This window comes from Ochrobactrum sp. XJ1, from assembly GCF_024701725.1.
GTDB lineage: Bacteria > Pseudomonadota > Alphaproteobacteria > Rhizobiales > Rhizobiaceae > Brucella > Brucella anthropi.
Genome location: NZ_VDGD01000029.1, coordinates 1 through 23,017 on the forward strand (window position 1 = coordinate 1; position 23,017 = coordinate 23,017).

Consider the following 23,017-nt stretch of genomic DNA (forward strand, 5'->3'; position numbering starts at 1 on the left):
CAAAAGGTTAACAAAGCGTGAAAATGCCACCGTTCGCGGGGTAGTCTCAGCCTACTGCAAGGTTTGCGACAAGCCCGGTTTTCGCCCCGTCCCCGACGGCCATGACCTGTGATGACAACCGATTGCTTGGCTTCGTCCCAATCAGGAATAAGGCAGCGCGGTGGATCGTGCATCTGCGGACCGAGGTCTTTTCCCTTGGTGCTCAATACATCGATGATGTCTTTTATGTTCTCGACCCGAACTGCGCTCGGCGCAGCCGTACTCGGGACAGGAGCTAGCTGGGGTATCGGTGCACTGGCGCATACAGCAAAGCTGTGCTCGTCGGCATCGACCATACCCCTACAGGTTACGACTAGTCTTTCTGAGATCGGTACCCAAGCTTTTCAGAAAGCGCGTTGGCAGTGGTGCGAAGCTCCTCACCAAGGTACGCGATTTTTTGGTCGCTGGCTTCGCTGCGGATCAGACTGATTGCAATGCCGGCAGATGCGGCTCCCGAGTAATCGCATATCGCTGCGCCAATGCAAAGCATACCTTCGCGGATCTGACCATCGTCGATGGAGTAGCCGCGAGCGCGCGTCAGAGCGAGTTCCTCTTCAAGCTGCGAAAGGCCAGCAACGCTCCTTGATGTCAGAGGCTGTGGAAATTGCGAGAACAACATCCTCAATTCACCGGGCCCCAGATCGGACAGGAGGATCTTCCCGGTGGCCGTAAATGGCGCCGGCAGACGCATACCGATCCGAAACGTGTGTCCAAGCGGCTGGGCCGAGTTGCGACAGCCGATGTAAACGACTTCGCCACCCTCGCGGACGGTGAGGGTCACCGTGTAGGGATCGAGGTCGTGGCGCTGGGCGAGATGGTCGTTGAATGTCGATACGATATCTAGGTGCGACAGAAAACCATTCGCCCATCTGAGTGAGTGGGGTCCAATACGCAGGGTTCCATCGGCAGATCGCGCCAGAAGATCAAGCTCGGTCATCACCGCAAGTAAGCCATGCGCGCTGCTTTTGGGCAAATCCAGAAATCGTGTCAGCTCGGCGGCTGTCAGGTCCCGCGGGGAACCTGCGACAAGATCCAGAATACGCACGGCGCGTCTGAGTGCCGGTACAGTGTCTGATATTTGCGACGATTGTTGATCTTCAGCCATGCACCTTCCTTGACACACTTGGCCCTTTGGCCCATAGTTCACTCAAATGATTCAAGTTCAATTAGTTGAACTCTAGTGCGGGAGAGGTCGATGATCAAGCTAAAAAATGCGGCGCTGTTGCGTGATGCCTGCCTGGTGAATGGTCGCTGGCTGAAAGCTGCGGATGGCAAGACGATTGCGGTGGAAAATCCCGCCAACTCGATGATCATTGGTCACGTTCCTTCATTGTCGGCAGATGAGGTTGAAGCTGCAGTCGAGTCAGCAGGCAAGGCATTTTCCGAGTGGAGCCGCCGGGCTGCGAAGGACCGCGCTGCCATATTGCGTCGATGGTTTGATCTCATGGTGGCGAACGCTGACGATCTTGGTGCGTTGATGACTGCCGAGCAGGGAAAGCCGTTTGCGGAAGCAAAGGGCGAAGCCATTTATGCGGCATCTTTCGTGGAATGGTTCGCGGAAGAAGCCAAACGTGTTTATGGCGATACCATTCCTTCGCCGACCACGGACAAGCGCATTACCATCCTGAAGCAGCCGATCGGTGTCTGCGCCGCGATCACGCCATGGAACTTCCCGGCCGCGATGATCACCCGCAAGGCGGCCCCGGCACTCGCCGCAGGCTGCACGATGATCGTCAAACCGGCTGAGCAGACCCCTCTCACCGCACTTGCTCTGGGTGTTCTCGCCGAAGAAGCGGGCGTTCCCGCCGGTGTCTTCCAGGTGGTGACGGGCGCCGCACGCGATATCGGCAAGGTGTTTACCGAAAGCGACACGGTGCGAAAGATCTCCTTTACCGGATCGACTGAAGTCGGTCGTCTGCTGATGGCGCAATCGGCCCCGACGATCAAGAAACTGTCGCTGGAACTTGGTGGCAATGCGCCTTTCATCGTCTTTGATGATGCCGATCTGGATGCGGCCGTTGAGGGCGCGATCGTGTCGAAATACCGCAATGCGGGACAGACCTGCGTGTGCTCCAACCGGATCTATGTCCAGGATGGTGTTTACGACGCATTCGCGGAAAAGCTGGTCAAAAGGGTCGAAAGCCTGTCCGTCGGCGAGGGCACGGAACCTGGTGTTCTGATCGGTCCACTGATCGACCAGGATGCCGTGGCAAAGGTCGAGGATCACGTTGCTGATGCCCTTGGCAAGGGAGCAAAAATCGTCACCGGTGGAAAGCGCCATGCTCTTGGAGGCACGTTTTACGAACCAACGGTTCTGACTGGTGCAACCCAGGCCATGAAGGTTGCCCGTGAGGAGACCTTTGGACCCGTCGCTCCGCTCTTTCGGTTCGGGACGGAAGACGAAGCGGTCGCCATGGCGAACGACACCGAATTTGGTCTGGCGGCCTATTTCTACACCGAGAATGTCCGCCGGACATGGCGTGTCGCAGAAGCGCTCGAATACGGCATGGTGGGCCACAATACGGGCCTCATCTCCAACGAAGTCGCACCATTCGGTGGCGTGAAGCAGTCCGGCTTGGGCCGCGAAGGCTCGCACTACGGCATCGATGAATATCTTGAAATCAAATACCTGTGCTCGGCCATCGGCTGAGATCACGCTGGGAGGATCAGATGACCATCAACCCTTTCGAATTCCGCACCGTTCCCTCCATGCAGGTTGCCTGGGGTGGCGCCCAACGTCTCGGAGAGATTCTTTCCGGCAGGTTTCAGGCGCGCAAGGCGCTGCTGATTACCGATGCAGGTCTCATCAAGGCCGGCCTCATCAAGCCGATTGCTGACGCCCTTGCGGCCAGCGGCTTTGACGTCACGATCTTCGACAAGGTCGTTGCTGATCCGCCAGAGCACATCGTTGCCGACTGCGTCGAGTCCGCAAGGCAGATCGGGGTCGATATCGTCATCGGTCTTGGCGGGGGCTCATCGCTCGACATCGCCAAGCTCGTGGCTGTCCTTCTGGTTTCCGACCAGACGCTTGCCGACATGTACGGGATTGGCAACGTAAAGGGATCACGCCTGCCGCTCGTGCTGGTGCCGACCACGGCCGGTACAGGTTCGGAAGTCACAAACATCTCGATCATCACCACGGGCGAAACCACCAAGATGGGGGTCGTTTCCCCGCAGCTTTACGCTGATTTCGTTCTTCTGGATGCTGAACTGACGGTGGGACTGCCGCAGGTCCATACGGCTGCCACCGGTATCGATGCCATGGTGCATGCCATCGAGGCTTACACCAGCAAACACAAGAAGAACCCGCTATCAGATGCTCTGGCGCGCGAGGCACTACGTCTGCTCGGTGCAAACCTGATCGCCGCCTGCAGGAACGGGGCCGACCGGAAAGCCCGTGAAGGCATGCTTTTGGGTGCGACATTGGCAGGCCAGGCTTTCGCCAACTCACCGGTGGCCGCCGTCCACGCGCTCGCTTATCCGCTGGGCGGCCATTATCACGTGCCACACGGGCTTTCCAATGCCCTGATGCTGGGGCCGGTTTTACGCTTTAACGCGAAGGCTGCAGCGTCGCTTTATGCGGAGCTTGCCGACGTGCTGGGTGTTCCGGGTAAAGGGGATGCGGCAACCCGTTCGGATGCGTTCGTTCAGCATATGGAAACGCTGATGGACCAGAGCGGTGCGCCGCGGCGTCTGCGCGATGTCGGCGTGACGGACAACACGCTCGCCATGCTTGCGTCCGACGCAATGAAACAGAGCCGTCTGTTGGTCAATAATCCGGTCGAAGTCCGCGAAGAGGATGCGCTTGCGCTCTACCGCGAGGCGTTCTGACCCATTTCTTACAGCAATATCTTCAGTTCCAAGGGAGGAAAACGAGTGACCGATATCAGACTTTACATGCTTCAGTCGGGTACGCTGAAATGCAAGGTACACAACATCAAGATGAACCAGGGGAACGGTGCGGACTATGAGATCCCCGTTCCGTTTTTCCTGATTACCCATCCGGCTGGGCACACCGTGATCGATGGCGGCAACGCGATTGAAGTTGCAACGGATCCGCGTGGCCATTGGGGAGGCATCTGCGATGTCTATTGGCCAGTGCTGGACAAGGACCAGGGCTGCGTTGACCAGATCAAGGCGCTTGGTTTCGATCCGGCCGATGTCAAATATGTTGTGCAGTCGCATCTGCATCTCGATCATACCGGCGCCATCGGTCGCTTCCCCAACGCAACCCACATCGTGCAGCGCTCTGAATATGAGTATGCCTTTACGCCCGACTGGTTTGCTGGCGGCGGCTATATCCGCAAGGACTTCGACAAGCCGGGTCTGAAGTGGCAGTTCCTCAACGGTACGCAGGACGATTATTACGACGTTTACGGCGACGGCACGCTCACCACGATCTTCACGCCCGGTCACGCACCAGGTCATCAGTCATTCCTGGTTCGTCTGCCCGACAGCAAACCGCTGCTTCTGACGATCGATGCTGCCTACACGCTGGATCATTGGGAAGAAAAGGCCCTGCCGGGCTTTCTTGCCTCCACCGTTGATACGGTCCGCTCTGTTCAAAAACTCCGCACCTACGCCGAAAAGCATGATGCGACGGTCGTTACCGGCCATGACCCTGACGCCTGGGCGAATTTCAAGAAGGCACCCGAATTTTACGCGTAAATAGAACGCGCAAGTCAACGGCCAGATACGGCGAGGTTGCATGCAGCCTCGCCGATTTTAATCATATGAGCCAACGTGTTGGTTTCCGCGCAGAAGTGAGCCGGTTAGGCGCATAAGGGTGTTGGGGCGTGTCGCAAATTCTTTTGGTTAACTAGCTGTTGACCACAACGGTGGAAATTCAGCTCCCGATGTAGCGGAGCGTAGCCATGATTCTGAATGCCATTGCCGAAAAGCTGAAGCGCCAGTCGAAGGACGATTTCAAAGGGCGGCATTTCGAGGCATGGCTGATCGTGCAGGCAGTGACATGGTATCTACGGTATCCGCTCAGCTACAGAGATCTCGAGGAGATGTTCCGCGAGCGCGGCTTCGAGGTCGACCAGCCGTGGCAGCAAAGCCCATCATGCACTAAGATTTACCCCGGACCACCGGATGGGGTCAGGCCAATCGCCGGCAGATAATCGATCTCCTACGCCACTAGCGCGATTACCCGCCACCTCGGTGGCGGGCAACAAATCTCATCGGACTGGCGTTGCAGCACGCAAGAATGCCTGGACGATCGGATTTGCCTCATCACGAGAGCGAAACGCTATGCGATGCATTGAGGTGAAGTCAAAACTGCCTGGCTTCAATGGACGCAGATGTCCGTCTCTCACCCATGAAGCAGCAAAATGGCAGGGTAAGAAGCCAATGAAGTGTCCCGACATCAGCATCATTGCCTGAGCTTCCATTTCAATCACTGAAGCACTCGCCCGCGGGTGTCCGACCAAATACAGATCATCAAAGTGCCTATAACGTCTGACGGAGAAACGGCTACTTTCAATGTCTTTTGGGTCTATGTCATTGTCTTTTATGCCGAAAAGCGGATGCTTCGACCCACAATAGAGAGAATGAGGCTCGCTCGCGTAGTCAACATAGGTAATGCTTGGAGCTCGCTGCGAAAAGGGACCGATCGCTACATCGAGCTCTCCGTCGGCCACCATCTGCTCCAATTGCGATGGTGTACCCAACGTGAGCTCGATGAAAACCTCGCTGCCATCATCGAGAAATCGGTTGAGCGCTCGCTGGACGCCGAGCTCCTCGCTGGTGTAGGTCCCATCGGACGCGCCAAGGCGTAGTCGCCCCGCAAGATTCCCCGTGGTTGAACTCACCCTCAGAGTAAAGTCGTCAAGGTCGCGAAACAGCTTCTGCGCAGCATCATAGGTCGCCTGTCCTGCTTCCGTCAGGCGAAACTGCTGCTTTCCGCGAAAACAGAGCTGAGCCCCAATCCTTTTTTCAAGTTCGGCCAGATGCGTGCTGAGTGTCGATTGCGAGAGATTTAACGCGATTTGCGCATCTGCAAAGCCTCGCGCATCGGCAAGGGCCACAAAAACACGGAGCAATCGAATGTCGATATTATCAAGGCGGCGCATGAGACTCTACATTGATGATTATCGATGCAGTATCCCAAATATTTTGATTTACTTCAATGCGTGACGTGGCAGGGTGCGCATACAAAAAAGATCTAAAGGGGATCGAAATGAAAAAACTGGCTTCAATTATTGCTGCGACTGCGCTTCTATCCGCACACACAGCTGCCAACAGTGCAGAGCAAATCCGGATTCTCGCACCGACTTGGCTTGGATTTGCACCGGTTCACGTCGCCATAAAAAATGGGTGCTTTGAAAAGCGAGGGCTCGACGTCAACATCAAGTTCGAAGATGACTTGGCAAACGTGATGGCTGCGATGGCTCGCGGAGACATCGAAGTGCAGATGCGATCCGTGGGAGAATATCAGGGACGCCCAAGAGACAACGATACGCCCGGCATTATCATTGGCACGATTGATGAATCAGTTGGCGGTGATGGCGTCATCACGGATGAGAAAATCAAAAGTGTTGCGGATTTAAAGGGCAAGACTGTTGCTGCGGAGTTGAATATCCCGGCGCGCCTGCTTCTGCAAATGGCCCTGAAGGAGGCGGGACTGTCGCTCAAGGACCTTCAAATCAAGGACATCGCCACAGCAGACACCGCTGCTGTTTTCGCCGACGAATCCATCGCTGCCATTGCGACATATGAGCCCTTCATGTCGCAAGCCATTCAAAACTCCTCACGCCCCGGTGCGAAGCAACTGCTGACGTCCAAAGACTATCGGGGCCTGATTGTCGATGCGATCATTGCGCGAAACGACGATCTGAAGGCGAGCCCTCAGAAATATGCGAAGTTCCTCACATGCATTTATGAAGCGGTCGATTTTATCAAGGCAGACCCAGAGCAATTCGCTGAGATTGTGGCTCCCGAATTTGGCCTTACGCCCGCGGAAGTCAGCGAGGTCGTCAAGACGAGCCTGTCCTATAATACGCTTGCGGACGCTAAAGCATATATGGGTGACGCCGCTGCGGCCGGCTCGTTGCCTAAAATCTTCGACACCGTGATGGACCTCAATCTTGAAAATGGTTCAGCAGAAACCAAGCTGGTCGCCAAAGACCAGATCGATAACTCGATCATCAGCCAGGTGCCGACGAAATAAATTCGTTTTCTATACGTGAACCGCCACGGGGTGCCGTCCCGGCACCCCCACGTCATCATTTTTCACCTTACGGCAAAAAAATGTTTCGCAATCTTGTTGTCTTCAGGGGCAAGGCAGACCCGTATGCCGAGGCATGCGTCAGCATTGCCGCCGCCGTTGCTATTCTCTTCGTTTGGGAGAGTGCCGCGAGGAGCGGCGCAGTCAGTCCGCAATTCCTCCCCGCGCCCAGTCGAGTGTTCTCGGCATTCTGGACGATGCTCACGCAACAGCATCTTCTCTATCACACGGGGATTTCTGCCGCCCGTGTCTGGGGCGCCTTCCTTGTCGCTGCCGTGATGGCGATACCTATCGGCATTTTGATGAGCAGTTACAGAATTATTGGTGCGGCATTGGAACCTGTGGTCGATTTCGTCCGGTATCTTCCGGTTCCGGCGCTCGTCCCTCTTTCTATCATCTGGTTCGGCGTTGGTGAGCCAACAAAGATCTTTCTCCTCTGGCTGGGCACGTTCTTTCAGCTCGTCCTGTTCGTTGCAGATGACATGCGTCGTGTCCCGAATGAATTCGTTGAAGCCGCTCGGACACTTGGAGCCAACTCGCGCAACGTCATGACGGATGTTGCGCTTCGATCCATGGCTCCATCATTGGTCGACAACCTGCGCATCACGCTTGGCTGGTGCTGGACCTACGTCATTATCGCGGAAATCGTGGCTGCAGATTCAGGGATCGGCTACGTCATCTGGACAGCACGCCGTTTCGTCAAAACCCCGGAGGTCATTGCCGGCGTGGTCGTTATCGGCATCGTCGGGCTCGTTACTGACCAGATCCTGCGCGCAGTTCACCGTCGCGTATTCAGATATTTGTGAGGCATTGACGATGACGCCCTACCTCCGCTTTAACGACGTCACTAAGGTCTTCGGTCCTGTCGAAGTCATTTCAAAAACGAACCTATCCATCAAGAAGAACGAATTCATCGTGTTTCTTGGGCCATCTGGCTGCGGAAAAACGACACTCATGCGGATGGTTGGAGGCCTCGACACGCCAACCGGCGGTGCTGTGCGTCTTGAAGATGAAGTCGTCTCCGAGCCAGACCGTCGCCGTGGCATGGTCTTTCAATCCTACTCGTCGTTTCCTTGGCTGACCGTCGAACAAAACATTGCCTTCGGGATGCGATACCGCAACGATCTCTCCAAGTCTGAAAAAGCTGACCGAACCCTCCACTATCTCAGGCTGGTTGGTCTGGAAGATTTCGCGAAGGCTTTTCCCAACAAGGTATCGGGTGGAATGCGGCAGCGAGTGGCAATTGCACGGACACTTGCCGCGGGATCTGAAGTGCTCCTCATGGACGAGCCATTCGGGGCGCTCGACGCACTCACGCGCGAAAGGCTCCAGGTCGAGCTTCGTCAGATACAGGCCCGCGAAAGCAAGACTGTGATCTTCGTCACACACGATGTTGAGGAAGGCGTCCTCCTTGCTGATCGTATCATCCTGTTTTCCAAGCGGCCGGCTCGGATTGTTGCCGACATCGACGTTGCCGCGAAACTCGGTGCAGACCGGACGTTGGAGACGCGCGAAACATCGGAGTTTTTCGCGCTCAAGAACCATGTTCTTCACCTCATAAGAAACGAGACGGGAGACGTCATGTGACGAAGCTGTTTGATGGGAAAACGGTGATAATTACCGGCGCGAGTCGCGGAATTGGGCTCGGGATTGCAGAGGGTTTTGCTGGCGAAGATGCACAACTTCATCTCGTCGCCGACGATGAAGTGATTTTCGAGACAGCAAAACGGCTTGGCGCGACACCGCACCACGTCGACATTACCGACCGACGCGCGGTCGCCGACATGATTGAAGGCGTTCCCCGTGTAGATGTTCTGATCAACAATGCCGGTTTTGAGCGGATGACACCGCTCGTTACGGACAGCGAGCATGTCGAAGACACGTTTCGGAGAGTCGTTGAAGTCAACGTTATGGGCACGAGCAATGTAACGCGTCGCTCGATTTCTCGCATGCGACCCGGCGGTGTCATTATCAACACTGCTTCGATCTGGGGGCGTGTCGCCGAAGCACAATTCGACGCTTATGTGGCTTCTAAACACGCCATTATCGGCCTCACGAAGACGTGGGCGAAGGAACTGGGGCCCCTAGGGATCCGGGTGAACGCTGTTTGCCCGGGTTGGGTTCGGACGGAGGCTTCGATGCGCTCACTCGGTCTTATGGCCGCTGCCCGTGAGACCGACGAGGACAGCCTTCTCAAGGACATCGTCGCCGGTCAGGCGCTCTCCGGTCTGATGGAGCCCTCGGACATGAGCGAGACATATCTTTTCCTGGCATCGGACCGCGCCAAGAATATCACAGGCCAGTCGCTGGCCGTCGATCGGGGAGAGGTGCCTTGGTAAAAAGTCTTGTCGGAAAAAACGTTATCGTGACAGGCGCAGCACAGGGCATCGGACGGGCTTGTGCGAACGCCCTTACCGCCGAGGGCGCAAATGTTATCGGCCTTGATCTCAAGCCATCGATCGCCGACGGCATCGAGATTTTGAGATGTGATCTGAGTTCTGAAAGCGAGATCATTGATGCGGTTGCCCAAGCGGTAGGGCGGCTCGGGTCCGTCGATGTCCTCGTTAACAACGCGGGAATTTTGCAGGAAAGGCCTCTACAGGACATCGACACATCTCATATTGATCAGATGTTCTCGGTCAATGTTCGTGGTGCAATTCTGGTAACGCGGCAGGTCTTGCCGCACCTGCGGGACAGCGGACGCATCATCAACATAGTCTCCGAGCTCGCTTTCCTCGGCCGAGGCAATGCGTCGGTCTATTGTGCGACGAAATCCGCACTGCTTGGCCTGACGCGCTCATGGGCGAGAGAGCTCGCACCGCGGATCCTGGTTAACGCTGTGGCGCCCGGCCCGACCGATACGCCGCTTCTCGATTTCGAGAACCTTTCAGATGCAGCTCGATCTGCGGAAATGGCCAATCCCCTCGCGCGGATAGGGCGCCCTGATGAAGTCGCTGCCAGCATCGTGTTTCTCGCAGGCCCCAGCGCAACGCTATTTACCGGACAATGCCTGGGCGCCAATTGCGGCGCTGTCATGCAGTAGGAGATTGCAATGAATGATTCCGTTTTTCTGGCCGAGTTAAGCTGGCCGGAGGTAGAACAAAAGATCTCCGGTGGCGCAGCAGTCTTTTTGCCACTTGGAGCGACCGAACAACACGGCCACCACATGGCGCTAAACGTGGATGTAATTATCCCGACTGCAATTTGCGAACGGGTGGCACGTGCAACGGGCGGGCTTGTTGCGCCCACCATACCCTATGGCAACCGATCGCAGCCACGTTCGGGGGGTGGTCCGACATTTCCAGGTACTTTGAACCTCTCTGCTCATACGTTTTCGCTTGTCGTCCGGGATGTGATCGTCGAGCTTTATCGTCAGAAAGTCAGGCGAATCGTCGTTCTCAATGGCCATTACGAGAATATCTGGCCCTCGGTTGAGGGAATTGAACTGGCTCTCGACGCAATAGGACGCGACGCCGATCTGACGATTCTCCGAATGGATCACTGGGAATTCGCACGGCCGGAGACCATCGAGCGGATATTCCCAGATGGTTATCCGGGGATTGAGTTGGAACATGCCAGCGTGCTCGAGACCTCAATTATGCTCGCTGTTCGCCCTGATCTTGTCGACCTGTCGCGGGCACTTCACGACGGTCCGGCGAAATTCCGCCCCTATGACCGCTTTCCCAGACCTCCCGCAGAGGTCCCGCCATCGGGCGTACTTTCAATGACGGAAGGATCGAGTGCTGAGAAGGGTGAATGGCTACTCGCCGACAGCGTTGGCAGGCTTGTCGAAATCGTAAACGAAGAATTCAAATAGGACGTGAAACGTGGGTAAACATTTCCATCAGCCTGTCGACGCAACAAAGGTACCTCGATTTGCAGGTCACGCGACATTTATGCGATTGCCGGCGGTAGCATCCGCGCACGGCTTGGATATCGCTTTGGCGGGTATTCCCTGGGACGGGGGCACGACCAATCGCGCAGGAGCGAGACACGGTCCCCGAGAGGTGCGAAACTACTCGAGCTTGATGCGCAGCACTCACCACGTCTTTAAGACAGAACCATTCAAGATTGCGAATATTGCTGACGTCGGGGATCTTGATGTGAACCCCATCGACTTACTGGATGGGTTGCGGCTCATCGAGGCTGGTATCGCTTCGATTTTAGAGGCCGGCGCGATACCCCTTTGTGTGGGCGGAGATCACCTGATAACACTTCCTGTGTTGCGCGCGATCGCGAAGTCTCAAGCGGTGGGTCTTATCCATTTCGATGCCCATTCCGACACAAACGACACCTACTTCGGCAACAATCCTTACACTCACGGTACGCCGTTCAGGCGCGCTATCGAAGAGGGACTGATTGATCCTCGTCGCACGGTCCAGATCGGCATTCGCGGCTCGATTTACGGTCCAGACGAGCACGATTGGGCAATCGCTCAAGGCGTGAGGATCATCTACATGGAGGAGTTTGCCGAACGCGGCGCCGAGGACGTGATCGCGGAAGTGCGCCAAATTGTGGGCGACCTGCCAACCTACGTGACGTTTGACATCGACTCGATTGATCCGTCGATGGCACCTGGAACAGGTACGCCCGAGATAGGCGGTTTCTCGACGCGCGAAGCCCAGCAACTCATCAGGTTGCTGGACGGCCTTAACCTTGTCGGCGCCGACGTTGTCGAGGTGGCCCCACCTTTTGATGTTGGCGGGATGACCTCCATTGCTGGTGCAACGATGATGTTTGAGTTGATGTGTATTCTGGCAAGACAGATCGACAGGACAAGGGGGCTGCTGCCCACTTAATCGTACAAATACCTAAGAGGTTCAGGGGGGAGAGAAATGCTGCTCTGCCTCTCGGGTTTCGTTCTGTACCGTCCGCTTCTCTTACGACTTAGGAGATGAACATGACCCTTATCTCGGGTTCCAATTCCCTTTCGCATGCCGTCGCCGCCGACCGGGCGCATGTCTGGCATCATCTTAGCCAGCACAAACCCTATGAGACGGTCGACCCGCGCGTTTTCGTGGAAGGAAAAGGACTTCGCCTTTGGGATGCAAAAGGTAAGGAATATCTGGACGCAGTCTCCGGCGGAGTCTGGACCGTCAATGTCGGTTATGGGCGCGAGAGCATTGCCAATGCAGTGAGGGATCAACTTGTCAAACTGAACTACTATGCCGGAGCTGCTGGGACTGTACCCGGCGCTCTCTTCGCCGAAAAGCTCATCGAAAAGATGCCCGGCCTCTCTCGCGTATACTACTCAAACTCTGGCAGTGAAGCGAACGAGAAAGTGTACAAAATGGTTCGCCAGATTGCACACCGACACCACGGTGGGAAAAAGTGGAAAATTCTTTACCGCGAGCGCGATTATCACGGCACCACTATTGGGACGCTCGCAACCTCCGGCCAGCACCAGCGGGCCGACCAATACGGACCCTTCCCTGATGGCTTCGTCATGGTGCCTCACTGCCTCGAATACCGAAAGCAGTGGGACGTTGAGAATTATGGTGAGCGGGCGGCTGACGCCATCGAAGACGTAATCCTTCGTGAGGGACCCGACAGCGTAGGATGCCTGGTGCTCGAGCCAGTGACGGCCGGTGGCGGTGTTATTCTGCCACCGTTGGGTTATTGGGAGCGGGTGCAGGAAATCTGCAGAAAATACGACATTCTATTGCACCTTGATGAGGTGGTTTGCGGGCTCGGCCGGACAGGAACCTGGTTCGGCTATCAGAACTACGGTATTCAGCCGGACTTCGTCACCATGGCTAAAGGCGTTGCATCGGGATACGCCGCAATCTCCTGCACGGTAACAACCGAACGTGTGTTCGAAATGTTCAAGGACGCGCCAGAAGATTCCATGAGCTTCTTCCGCGACATATCGACGTTCGGGGGCTGTACCGCCGGACCGGTCGCTGCGTTGGAGAATATGCGCATCATCGAGGACGAGGGCCTGCTAGCCAATACGATAAACATGGGCGAGCATTGCCTTGCTAGGCTTCAAGCTCTTCAGGAAAAGCATGCTGTCATCGGTGACGTGCGCGGTAAGGGTCTGTTCCTGGGGGCTGAGCTTGTCGCCGACCGGGCGACTAAAGAGCCTCTGGAGGAAAAGCGTGTTCAGGCCGTCGTGGCTGACTGCTTGTCTCAGGGTGTTATCATCGGTGCGACTAATCGATCGTTGCAGGGCCTCAACAATACGCTATGCCTTTCACCGGCGCTGATTGCCTCAAGAGATGATATCGACCGTATCACCGATGCGATCGACAGGGCGCTCACGAACGTAATCGGCTAGCACAAAGGCGCGGCCGAGACGACGGTGGTCCCTACCAACAATCACCATCTTGGCCGAACAGAATGCGGTGCGGGGTCCATCCTGAACGACAGAAAGATGCTTTGCGAGCTTCCTGCTTTTGAATCAGATCGAATCCTCGGCGTGTATTGCGGTATAGAATGCTGATATGTCATGAGGCACTTGGATTGAAGTTCGGTCTCTATTAACCGGCATCAATTCATTGTTTCGAGGGCTTGTCGGTGGATAGCTTCGTTGGCACTCGCGAGGCAGTGAGTGCCCGAAGTGAGAGTGAGCGGTCGACCCTGCCAATCCGTGATGCGTTCGCCACCGCGCCGTCCCATCCCAGGCCTGCCATCGTCATGACCGGCTTTCCCGCAGGAAGGGCACGGACATGATAGGCGAGGCGCAGGGTGTGGGGATAAAATAAGGGGCACGGCGCAAGAGGGGGAGGCGGCGCGCCTGCTTCAATTCATCACAATCGCTCGGACGGATTGCCGCGCCTTCATCCAAACGCAGGAAGCGGTGCGAGAGGTCGATCGAGCATCGCGCCAATCATAAGCCGGTTATCGTTTTTTGCCTCTGCCATAGGCATGAAGGCGAGGAATTTCCAGTATTTAGCGTTCAACATCCGTGAACAAAGTGGACATAAACCGAGCCTTTCAGCGAGCGGAAAGGAGACCTATCTCCCTGATATCAAGGCAGGCAAGAAGCTGATGCAGCCCCCTGCTCCCTTCACTATTGGCACTAATGCGCAGTAGTCGTAAGGATCAAGACCGCCGTCGATGCTGATGTCGATGCTCCCGTCTGCGACGCGGCCGTAGGCCATGCAGCTGCCTCCATAAACGCACCACCTTGTCGACTGACGGAGGCGATCGACACTGCCCTTTTCCTCGGACCGAAATGGTTCAGGATTTCCGTTAGCCATGAACGCTTCAGCGAGAACCTCCGTCGAGGCAGTCCTGATGGCTTTACCGTTCAGCGTCGTATTTTGACCCACCTCTCCCAACCAGCGATCACCGGTCACAGGATTATCGATGAGACCAAGGATTGGCGTGCCGCCGCGTGTCAGCGAAATCAGCGTCCCGTAAACAGCCAGGCCACCGATAAACGCCTTGGTGCCATCGATTGGATCGATAACCCAAACAAATTCCTCGTCCAAGCCCTCAGCGCCGAACTCTTCTCCCAATACTCCATGATTGGGGAACCGATCCGCGATACGTTCGCGGAGCATCTGTTCCACTGCGCGATCCGTCTCGGTCACGGGGCTGGAATCAGATTTGGCAACGGGACGACGCTGGCCGGCGGCGGCTGTGCGAACGATCTGCCGCGCTACGTCGGCGATTTCATTGGCGAAGTTGGTGAAAAGGGGCGTGTCGCAAATTCTTTTGGTTAACTAGCTGTTGACCACAACGGTGGAAATTCAGCTCCCGATGTAGCGGAGCGTAGCCATGATTCTGAATGCCATTGCCGAAAAGCTGAAGCGCCAGTCGAAGGACGATTTCAAAGGGCGGCATTTCGAGGCATGGCTGATCGTGCAGGCAGTGACATGGTATCTACGGTATCCGCTCAGCTACAGAGATCTCGAGGAGATGTTCCGCGAGCGCGGCTTCGAGGTCGACCATAGTACAATCAACCGCTGGGTCCTCGCCTATGCACCTGTAATCGAGAAGCGCCTACGCCAGTTTCGCCGACCGCATTGTGGCTCAGTCAGGATTGACGAGACCTACGTCAAGATCCGGGGCAAGTGGCGATACCTGTACCGCGCCATCGACAAGCACGGAAACCCGGTCGACTTCTTGCTCACCGCGAAGCGCGATCTCGACGCCGCCAAGCGCTTCTTCCGTAAGATGCTCAAGGATGAGCCGCTACTATCGCCGGGTAAGATCGGTACAGATGGCGCTAACACGTTTCCTTCAACGATCAAAACAGCCATCGATGACGGGCTCCTGCATCCGAGCCCGGTACATTATGTCACGAAGCACCTCCAGCAAGGCATCGAGAGCGACCACTTCCGGGTCAAGAAGAACATGCCCAAGATCGGCTGCTTCCAGTCATTCAAAACGGCGCGCCGGACGATCGCTGGGTTCGAAGCGATGTTGTGGCTGCGCAAAGGCTTCGGCTTTTCCGGCGACTGGACAATCAACGACCAGAATGACCTGCTCGGGCGCCTCTTCGGACTTCAAAAGGTTAACAAAGCGTGAAAATGCCACCGTTCGCGGGGTAGTCTCAGCCTACTGCAAGGTTTGCGACAAGCCCGTTAAAAGTGTTGCAGGGCCAGGAATGAAAACGAAGCCAAGTACGATTGCGTTGTAGGTAATTAGTGTAGTCAAGTCGATCATATGGCGGTTCCGAATGATGTTGAAGTTGGCAGCCCGTGTCCGCTGAACTCCTATCCTGCACGAAAGCCGACAGGCAGCAAACCACCCCTACTGCGACACTCCCCCCAAGTGCCTCCGCTGCACTCATCTTCTGAGCGCTATAGGAAAGGTTCCGGTGTTAGCTAGTCTTTCAGTTCGAACACTTCGGAATTATCAGCAGGTTCTCGTAACCCTTTGAATGAGGCGTGGCGTAATCTTGGCTCGCGCGTCCATCCGCGATATTCGATTTCCGCGAAATAGCGTGGTTCGGCAAAGATAGCATTCTTTCGCTTCAGAGCCACAGGGGCCTTTCGGGCCGGAATCCTGTCCAGTATGGTTTTCAGATCGCGCGCGGACTTATGTGTGAAGCCGGTTCCGACGCCACCGACGTAGACCAGTTCACCACCCTTGCGAGCCGCAAGCAGCAGACGGGCGACCCCGCCGCGCATCGCTTCCGACGGTTCGTAGCCGACGATCGCGAATGTGTCGCTCTGCACGCATTTGATCTTTTGCCATTCGCCATGACGGCCGGAACGATACGGACGATCGAGACGCTTTGCGATAATTCCCTCGAGGCCGAGTTCGCAAGCGCGCTCGAGGAGCTGGTTCCCATCCGCATCAATCGATTCAGAGTAGCGTATTATGCCTTCACGGCCGTTCAGTACTTTTTCGAGCGTCTGCCGCCGCTTGGAAAGGGGCTCGTGCGTAAGATCGCGACCGTCGAGATAGAGAAGATCGAAGGCGAAGAATATGGCCTCACGGGCAAAACGCCTGCCGCCACGTCCGCCGAGAGCTTGCTGCAGCAAGCCGAAGTCAGATCGGCCTTGTTCATCCAGAACGACCGCCTCGCCGTCGAGGATCATTGTATCGTGGCCGAGTTGCTGCGCATCGTCGGCAATGTGTGTGAATCTTGGCGTCCAGTCGTGTCCTCCTCGGGTCAGCACCCGGACGCCATCAGGTTCGACATGGACCGCAAGGCGGTAGCCATCCCACTTGATTTCAAATGACCAGTCCGGCCCTGCTGGTGGCTTGGAGACGAGCAGCGCAAGGCACGGCTCGATGCGCCGGGGCATCGGGTCGCTGATCTGCGTTCGCGTTCTCATATCGCTCAAGCGCTTCGCCATGGCGTCCTAACGCTCGAAGAAGCGATTTGTCTCAAAGAGATGATAGCGGAGCTTGCTTCGCAAGCGTGTTGATCCCCTTCAGGGGGAAAGACCGTACGGCCGTCTCTCCCCCGCAATGGCGAAAACCGGTCTCCCCATCCTTCCGCGGGCGAGCTCGCCGGCGATGCCGGCAGACTCGCCCTTGTGCAGGACCAGGTGCGCGGATTTTGCGCGTGTCCGCGCGGATCCTCGCCACCTGTCCCTTCGGGTGGGTGATCCCCCTCCGGTTTTCACCATTGCCCCCCTCTCTCGCCGGTCGGATCGCCGACTGCTCGGGAGCAGGAGCGGGGCTCCTGCCCCTTACGGGACAGGAAGACCGCTTCGCGGGAAAAGGGAAATAGGAGATAACATCATGACCGATAACAACAACATCACAGTGCCGCTCAACAAGCTCGACCACGACCCCCGGAACGTGCGCCAGACCTACGAGGCGGCAGAAATCGCGGAAATGGCCGCTTCCATAAAGGCGCGTAATTTCCGGCTGATCCATAACCTTGTCATTCGTCCGGGCGAAAAGAAGGGCCGCTATTTCGTCACCGCTGGCGGTTTGCGTCTGGCTGGCCTCAATCTGCTTGCAGAGCAGGGCGAAATCGGAAAAACCCATGGCGTCGATTGCGGCCTGTGGGATGGCGAAGACGCGACCGAAATCAGCCTTGCTGAAAATTTCGTCAGAAAGGGGATGCATCCCGCCGACGAATTCATGGCCTTCAAGACCTTGGCCGACGAGGGGAAAAGCCCTGCCGAAATTGCAGTACGTTTCGGGACCACGGAGCTAAACGTGAAGCGCCGCATGGCGCTGGCTCGCGTGTCGCCGGTCCTGTTCGATCTCTTCCGCAATGGTGAGATGAGCTATGACGAGCTTGCAGCCTTCACCATCACGGATGACCACGAACGGCAGGAGCAGGTTTGGAATAGCCTCGCCAGTTACAACCGTTATGCCCACACCATCAAGCGCATGCTGGCTTCCGAGGAAATCCCGGCTTCCGACAAGCGTATCCGTTTCATTGGCGGCTTGGATGCCATTGAAGCGGCTGGCGGGACCGTTCGCCGCGATCTGTTCGACGGTGAGAGCGGCGGCTATGCCACCGATTCCGGCCTAGTCGAAAGGCTGGTGCTCGAAAAGCTCGAAACCGAAGCCGAAGGCGTCAAGGCTGAGGGTTGGAAATGGGTTGAAGTTCATTCCGCACAGCCGGACGACATTTACAGCATGAGCCGCGTCTATCCGGAGCCTGTAGATATTAGCGCAGAAGATCAGGAGCGGCTTGATCAGCTTGCCGAGGAATATGACAGCCTTGCCGAATTGATCGAGGCAGGAGACGCCGACGAGGACGCCGAACCGAAGCTTGAAGCCATCGAAAAGGAAATGGACAGCCTCAAGGACCGGCAGGAAGCCTATAAGGCGGAGGATTTGGCGCGCGCCGGGGCGATCGTTTGCCTCGACTACTACGGGCGGGCAACCGTGCATCGTGGCCTTGTCAACGATGAGGATGAACAGCAGGAGCAGGAGGAAGGCCAGCACAGCGGCGAGAATGAGGGTAGCAGAGAAAGCGAGGCGGCGCCGATCAAGCTGACCCATTCGGCGGCATTGGTCGAGGACCTGACAGCGCAGAAGACCGCTGCCCTTCGCGTGGAACTGGCCGACAATCCCGATATAGCCCTCGCAGCCGTGGTTCATGCCCTGCTTTTGAGCGCGGTCTACCGCTATGCGAGTGAACACACCGCCTTGGAAATCAAGCTGACCTATCAGCCCTTGGAAGGGTCCATGAAGCAGCCCGAAAACAGCAAGGCCGGAATTGCGTTTCAGGAGTTGAAGGAACGCTATGGCGATCATATCCCCGGCAATCCCGCCGATCTATGGGAATGGTGCCTTGATCAGCCTCGCGACCAGTTGCTGGTCTTGCTGGCCTTCGCCGCCTCTCATAGCCTCAATGCCGTGGAAGCAAAATTTCATGGACGCGACAAGGCTCTTGCTCATGCCAACGAAATAGGCCGCGCCCTCAATGTCGATATGCGCAACTGGTTTGAACCGACCGGCGATGCCTATCTTTCCCACCTCAACAAAAAGAGCATCGAGGCTGTGGTTGCCGAGGTGAAAGGGGAAGAAGCCGCGACGGCTATCCGAGCAGCAGGCAAGAAGGCCGAGGCCGTTGCCATTGCCGAGCGGATGGTTGCAAACACCGGCTGGCTTCCCGAACCGGTTCGCATTCCCATGACCGAGATCGAAGCCGAGCAACAGTTCCCCGAAGCGGCTGAATAAGCCGTTAGCTGGTCGCGCTCCTCTCCGGCGCGGCCAGCTCCCCCAAAAACCCATTAGCGCCCGGCCAGGTATCGAACCTGCCCGGGCGCTTGGCGTTCCGCCAGTTTTCTCATGCCCCTTGTTCGATCCGCGCCGGAGGCGGATCGAACTTCCTCGCCAGCGGGCGAGGGGCGATGCCCCTCGTCCCGATGCTTTCAGCACCGCGCCGGCGCGCAGGCTTGTGCAAGGGCGGCCTTCAGGCCGGGACCGGAGCCACGCGCAGCGGGCAAGGCCCGCGAGCATGGCGAGGACCCACCACTTGCACAAGCCGAGCACTGGTGCATTCAATAACGGCACCACTCCATAGGATCGTGATATCCGCCGTAATAGGTTCGCCCGTGTCCGCTCTTGACCATCAGCGCCGCGACGTCTTCGCCGTCGGCGGTCCGGACAGTCACAAGCACGCGCCCATAGCGGTCATTGCCCCGGCGCTGAAACGTCAGCCCCGGTCTTTGCATAAGCTCCTGGAGCCGCACTGTGGCAGCGTCTGCCATGTTCCGCTCTTTGGCGCAGCGCGCGCCATCGCCAGCTTCAGGAGCGTTCACGCCCTGAAGACGGTATTTGATCCGATCCATCCAGAAAGTATCGCCGTCCACTATGCAGGTGATACGCTTGCCGCGACCGCAAATCGGCCAGTTCGTATCGGCGGCTTGCGCCGACATTTCGCCCGAGGGGAGGGCGAACAGGAGGGGTATAATCAACAGCAGTCGCGGCCATCTCATTCAGAGCTTCCTCTTTGCATTTTCGCTTTATAAAGCAGAATCAACTTTATGCCGCGCATGCAAGGGGGAAGATCGACGCGGCTGCGATAAGCAGCCAAAGGCGGGCGGCGCTGAGCGCCGCCCGCTTCCGCGTCAGTCCCAAGGAATGACCGCCATCAGGGTGTCGTCGTCCTGTCCCGGATAGCGGCCAAGGTTCGCATTCAGCTTCGCGAAACCGGTGTTGACCGAAAGAGTGTAGTATTCGCCGCCTCGCTGGTTCTTCTTCTTCCAGATGCCGCCAACTTCGATCCGGCGATTGCGCGGAGACTTGCCGTAAAGACGGTAGACCGGAGCCGCCGGGTTTTCGCTGTGGACCGGCTCGCCGGTCACGTCGATATCAAAGGTGATCGTGGCGATGTTACCTGCGACCTTGTCGCCGTCGATCTTGATGTAATTCACGAGGTCAGTCATCGGTATTACTCCTCTTTTCGGTTGCCGATGCGGAAACACCGGAGCGAACACGGGACATGCGTCACCCGTTAGGGCCGCAACATCGTGGAGGACGCCGAAAGGCTGGCGAATTTGCTTCGCGAGGAAGCGCCGCAGGCGCGGGGAAATTCGTCAGCGCAGGCGTTGGCGCAGGGCCGTTCGGTCCTAGATTCCGCTCGTCAGGCAAACCGAATGGAGCGGAGTAATTAACGTCATGACGGATCGCGGTACGTACATCACGAACGGCGACTCTTGGAAAGCATAAGTTGTATTGCCGCATCAACTTTGAATATGACCATCCGCAGCCTCATGACAATTAGAAAAAAGCAGGGGCGTCTATTGGGCGTCTGCCTTACGGCACCGCCGCTCTATTCGCCGGTTCTGGCGCACCGGCTCACCGAACCAGTCAGGCCGCGCGCCAGCCTACACAACGGCCAGCACCGTCACGCAAGCGTGCCGATCCCGGCCTGTTCCGGACAGGGCGCGCGGCCAGCCTGTTTCGGCCCATTCGGGTAACGATCGGACTGACGCGGAATATGGTCGCTGGCCAAGGCCGCCGAAGCCATTGGGTGCGGCGCGATCGCGCCGCAGGTCACGATCCCACGCGCTGCGCGCAGCCTCGAAGAAGAAGGGCAGTTTCACCGCATGAGGCCGTCGGGCCAGCGCAATAATGTTCCAATCCTGCCGCGTTGAAACCGGCTACGGCCGGTGGCTTGGAGGGAGCAATGTGCTTCATGCCCCGCTCCTGTGAGCTGCGTTATTCATTGCTGCGTAGACTACCACCCGGCCAGGGGCCAGCAACCTTGTCGGCCAAGAATTTTCCCCGCGCCTTCGGCGCTCCTCGCGCAACAAAATTCATGTCCGCCAAGGTGCTCCGCTGCGCTGCGCCCCTCCGGGTGCAAGCCCCTGTCCGGGCGTTCGCGTAACTCCGCAATAACGCAGATCACAGGAGCTACCACCATGAAGAATTTTATCCAATATCTCCAAGCCACCGGCCGCAGCCTCCGCACTTTCCTCGCGAAGATCGTCAGTAACTTCTTCCGCCGGGGCAGTATCGCCCTGAAAATCGCGGTGAAACTGCCCTTCTTCTTCGAGGCAGACCTGACGGTCAAAACCGAGTGGGATCGGGACCAGCACCGCTAACGCGGTGCAGCCAAGGCCGCTTCGGCGGTCTTGGCCTTTTCCCGGCCTTCGGCCTCGACGATGCGAGCCGCGTTGCGGCTCTTGCTTGTTTGTCTCGAGGGGGAGAGATCGGCCGCCGGTCTCTCCCCCGCAACAGGCAAAACCGGTTTCCCCGTCCTTCCGCGGGCGAGCTCGCCGGCGTTGCCGGCGAACTCCCCCTTGTGCAGGACCAGGTGCGCGGATTTTGCGCGTCCCGCGCGGATCCTCGCAACCTGTCCCTTCGGGCGGGTGATCCCCCTCCGGTTTTGCCTGTTGCCCCCCTCTCTCCGGTCGGATCGCCGACTGCTCGGGAGCAGGAGCCGGGCTCCTGCCCCTCACCGGGACAGGAAGACCGCTTCGCGGATCAGGAGAGAAAACACCATGCGCAAACAGTCCAAAAGCAGCACCAAACAGCTCCGCGCTGACGTTTACGAGCGGATCACCAACCGGATCATTGAACAGCTTGAGCAGGGTACTCGCCCATGGATGCAGCCATGGGGCGCTTGCGGAACGCCGGTCCGCCCGTTGCGGCATAATGGCGTTCCCTATCGCGGTATCAATACCGTGCTTTTGTGGATGGAAGCCAGCGAGCGCGGCTATTCCTCGCCGTTCTGGATGACCTACAAGCAGGCGCAAGAGCTTGGCGGGCAAGTCCGCAAGGGCGAGAAATCGGCCCTTGTTGTGTATGCGAACGCCATCGAGCGCACCGAGACAACCGAAAGCGGCGAGGAAATCGAAAAGCGCATTCCCTTCATGAAGGGATATAGCGTTTTTTGCGCCGATCAAATCGACGACCTGCCAGAGCAGTATTACGCCAAGGCGACCGCGCCCGAAGGATCGGAGAGGAAGGAACGCATTCCGCATGTGGATGCCTTTTTCACCAACCTTGGCGCTGACATTCGTGAAGGTGGAAACAAGGCGTATTACCGGATCGATGCTGATTTCATCGGCATGCCGGTTTTTGACGCCTTTGTTTCGGCCGAGGCACATGCAACTACGCTCGGGCACGAATGCATCCACTGGACCCGCCACCCGTCGCGCCTTGCTAGGGATTTTGGCCGCAAGGCGTGGGGCGACGAGGGATATTCGCGGGAGGAACTGGTTGCCGAACTTGGGAGCGTTTTTTTAGCCGCCGATCTTGGCCTTGCCATTGATGCCCGCGACGATCATGCCGCCTATATCGCGAGTTGGCTGGCCTTATGACGAGGTGAGCATAACTCCAGTTATCCGCAGCAGCCCATAATGCGAAGGAAGGCGGCCGCACCGCTGGAAATCCGCGGGGTTCCAGCTTCCGCGAGCG

At 57.4% G+C, this 23,017-nt stretch carries 22 protein-coding genes and 2 pseudogenes; 17 read left to right on the forward strand and 7 right to left on the reverse strand.

The features are described 5' to 3' along the window. Positions 1–352: 352 nt before the first annotated feature. The gene (blcR, locus tag FG152_RS25875; RefSeq protein ID WP_046802464.1) at positions 353–1,144 is read right to left on the reverse strand and encodes an IclR family transcriptional regulator BlcR; all 792 of its coding nucleotides are present in this window, start codon (positions 1,142–1,144) and stop codon (positions 353–355) included. A 90-nt stretch (positions 1,145–1,234) separates the two neighbouring features. Here blcR and FG152_RS25880 point away from each other — a divergent pair, with 90 nt between their 5' ends. From FG152_RS25880 to FG152_RS25895, 4 genes and pseudogenes are all read left to right on the forward strand, one after another. After that, complete coding sequence (locus FG152_RS25880) at positions 1,235–2,689, forward strand: NAD-dependent succinate-semialdehyde dehydrogenase (protein WP_100560390.1); 1,455 nt, start codon at positions 1,235–1,237, stop codon at positions 2,687–2,689. A gap of 20 nt (positions 2,690–2,709) precedes the next feature. Continuing rightward, entirely contained in the window at positions 2,710–3,870 is a 1,161-nt protein-coding gene (locus FG152_RS25885; protein WP_100560392.1) for an iron-containing alcohol dehydrogenase, read from the forward strand. A 45-nt stretch (positions 3,871–3,915) separates the two neighbouring features. After that, on the forward strand, positions 3,916–4,707 hold the full coding sequence (attM, locus tag FG152_RS25890) for an AttM family quorum-quenching N-acyl homoserine lactonase (protein WP_198513222.1): 792 nt from the start codon (positions 3,916–3,918) through the stop codon (positions 4,705–4,707). 206 nt (positions 4,708–4,913) lie between these two features. Beyond that, positions 4,914–5,084 (forward strand): annotated as a pseudogene (locus FG152_RS25895) (IS6 family transposase); the annotation flags it as partial. Positions 5,085–5,222: 138 nt separating this feature from the next. Here the strand turns inward: FG152_RS25895 and FG152_RS25900 are convergent. Further along, entirely contained in the window at positions 5,223–6,116 is an 894-nt protein-coding gene (locus tag FG152_RS25900) for a LysR family transcriptional regulator (protein ID WP_226622909.1), read from the reverse strand. 107 nt (positions 6,117–6,223) lie between these two features. Here FG152_RS25900 and FG152_RS25905 point away from each other — a divergent pair, with 107 nt between their 5' ends. From FG152_RS25905 to tpa, 8 genes are all read left to right on the forward strand, one after another. Further along, complete coding sequence (locus FG152_RS25905; RefSeq protein ID WP_226622908.1) at positions 6,224–7,213, forward strand: ABC transporter substrate-binding protein; 990 nt, start codon at positions 6,224–6,226, stop codon at positions 7,211–7,213. Between the two features lie 80 nt (positions 7,214–7,293). Further along, positions 7,294–8,076, forward strand: coding sequence for an ABC transporter permease (locus FG152_RS25910; RefSeq protein ID WP_226622907.1), 783 nt, complete (start codon positions 7,294–7,296; stop codon positions 8,074–8,076). 10 nt (positions 8,077–8,086) lie between these two features. After that, positions 8,087–8,857 (forward strand): ABC transporter ATP-binding protein, encoded by a 771-nt coding sequence (locus FG152_RS25915; protein WP_226622906.1) that lies wholly within the window; start codon positions 8,087–8,089, stop codon positions 8,855–8,857. Beyond that, positions 8,854–9,609: an SDR family NAD(P)-dependent oxidoreductase gene (locus tag FG152_RS25920; protein ID WP_313709324.1), complete on the forward strand. Its 756-nt coding sequence runs from the start codon at positions 8,854–8,856 to the stop codon at positions 9,607–9,609. The genes FG152_RS25915 and FG152_RS25920 overlap by 4 nt, the downstream gene beginning before the upstream one ends. Beyond that, positions 9,603–10,313: an SDR family NAD(P)-dependent oxidoreductase gene (locus FG152_RS25925; protein WP_313709325.1), complete on the forward strand. Its 711-nt coding sequence runs from the start codon at positions 9,603–9,605 to the stop codon at positions 10,311–10,313. Before FG152_RS25920 ends, FG152_RS25925 begins: the two co-directional genes overlap by 7 nt. Before the next feature lie 9 nt (positions 10,314–10,322). Continuing rightward, positions 10,323–11,087, forward strand: coding sequence for a creatininase (locus FG152_RS25930; protein WP_313709326.1), 765 nt, complete (start codon positions 10,323–10,325; stop codon positions 11,085–11,087). A 10-nt stretch (positions 11,088–11,097) separates the two neighbouring features. Continuing rightward, a complete protein-coding gene (gene speB, locus FG152_RS25935; protein WP_313709327.1) occupies positions 11,098–12,069 on the forward strand; it encodes an agmatinase in 972 nt (323 codons plus the stop codon). A 101-nt stretch (positions 12,070–12,170) separates the two neighbouring features. Beyond that, positions 12,171–13,550 carry a hypotaurine--pyruvate aminotransferase Tpa gene (tpa, locus tag FG152_RS25940; protein ID WP_313709328.1) on the forward strand — a complete coding sequence of 460 codons (1,380 nt, stop codon included), beginning with the start codon at positions 12,171–12,173 and terminating at the stop codon, positions 13,548–13,550. A gap of 679 nt (positions 13,551–14,229) precedes the next feature. On the opposite strand, the gene FG152_RS25945 is transcribed toward tpa, so the two are convergent. Next, positions 14,230–14,931, reverse strand: coding sequence for an inositol monophosphatase family protein (locus FG152_RS25945; protein WP_498989220.1), 702 nt, complete (start codon positions 14,929–14,931; stop codon positions 14,230–14,232). Between the two features lie 67 nt (positions 14,932–14,998). Here FG152_RS25945 and FG152_RS25950 point away from each other — a divergent pair, with 67 nt between their 5' ends. Further along, positions 14,999–15,751: an IS6 family transposase gene (locus FG152_RS25950; protein WP_035228067.1), complete on the forward strand. Its 753-nt coding sequence runs from the start codon at positions 14,999–15,001 to the stop codon at positions 15,749–15,751. 54 nt (positions 15,752–15,805) lie between these two features. On the opposite strand, the pseudogene FG152_RS25955 reads toward FG152_RS25950, so the two are convergent. Beyond that, positions 15,806–15,889: pseudogene (locus FG152_RS25955) on the reverse strand (LysE family translocator); the annotation flags it as partial. A gap of 161 nt (positions 15,890–16,050) precedes the next feature. After that, positions 16,051–17,010, reverse strand: a complete 960-nt coding sequence (ligD, locus tag FG152_RS25960) for a non-homologous end-joining DNA ligase (protein ID WP_313709564.1) — start codon at positions 17,008–17,010, stop codon at positions 16,051–16,053. Between the two features lie 412 nt (positions 17,011–17,422). Here ligD and FG152_RS25965 point away from each other — a divergent pair, with 412 nt between their 5' ends. Next, positions 17,423–19,327, forward strand: coding sequence for a ParB/RepB/Spo0J family partition protein (locus tag FG152_RS25965; protein ID WP_157803360.1), 1,905 nt, complete (start codon positions 17,423–17,425; stop codon positions 19,325–19,327). Positions 19,328–19,650: 323 nt separating this feature from the next. Here the strand turns inward: FG152_RS25965 and FG152_RS25970 are convergent, their stop codons facing one another. Together FG152_RS25970 and FG152_RS25975 are read right to left on the reverse strand one after the other, a co-directional pair. Further along, a complete protein-coding gene (locus FG152_RS25970; RefSeq protein ID WP_100560271.1) occupies positions 19,651–20,088 on the reverse strand; it encodes a thermonuclease family protein in 438 nt (145 codons plus the stop codon). Positions 20,089–20,220: 132 nt separating this feature from the next. Next, entirely contained in the window at positions 20,221–20,538 is a 318-nt protein-coding gene (locus FG152_RS25975; RefSeq protein WP_100560273.1) for a DUF736 domain-containing protein, read from the reverse strand. Between the two features lie 357 nt (positions 20,539–20,895). Between FG152_RS25975 and FG152_RS25980 the strand changes: the two genes are divergently transcribed. The 3 genes from FG152_RS25980 (at position 20,896) to FG152_RS25990 (ending at position 22,920) form a co-directional block, all read left to right on the forward strand. Then, on the forward strand, positions 20,896–21,072 hold the full coding sequence (locus FG152_RS25980) for a hypothetical protein (protein WP_226622916.1): 177 nt from the start codon (positions 20,896–20,898) through the stop codon (positions 21,070–21,072). A 444-nt stretch (positions 21,073–21,516) separates the two neighbouring features. After that, a complete protein-coding gene (locus FG152_RS25985; protein WP_100560277.1) occupies positions 21,517–21,699 on the forward strand; it encodes a hypothetical protein in 183 nt (60 codons plus the stop codon). A 399-nt stretch (positions 21,700–22,098) separates the two neighbouring features. Then, on the forward strand, positions 22,099–22,920 hold the full coding sequence (locus FG152_RS25990) for an ArdC family protein (protein ID WP_498989217.1): 822 nt from the start codon (positions 22,099–22,101) through the stop codon (positions 22,918–22,920). Positions 22,921–23,017 lie beyond the last annotated feature (97 nt).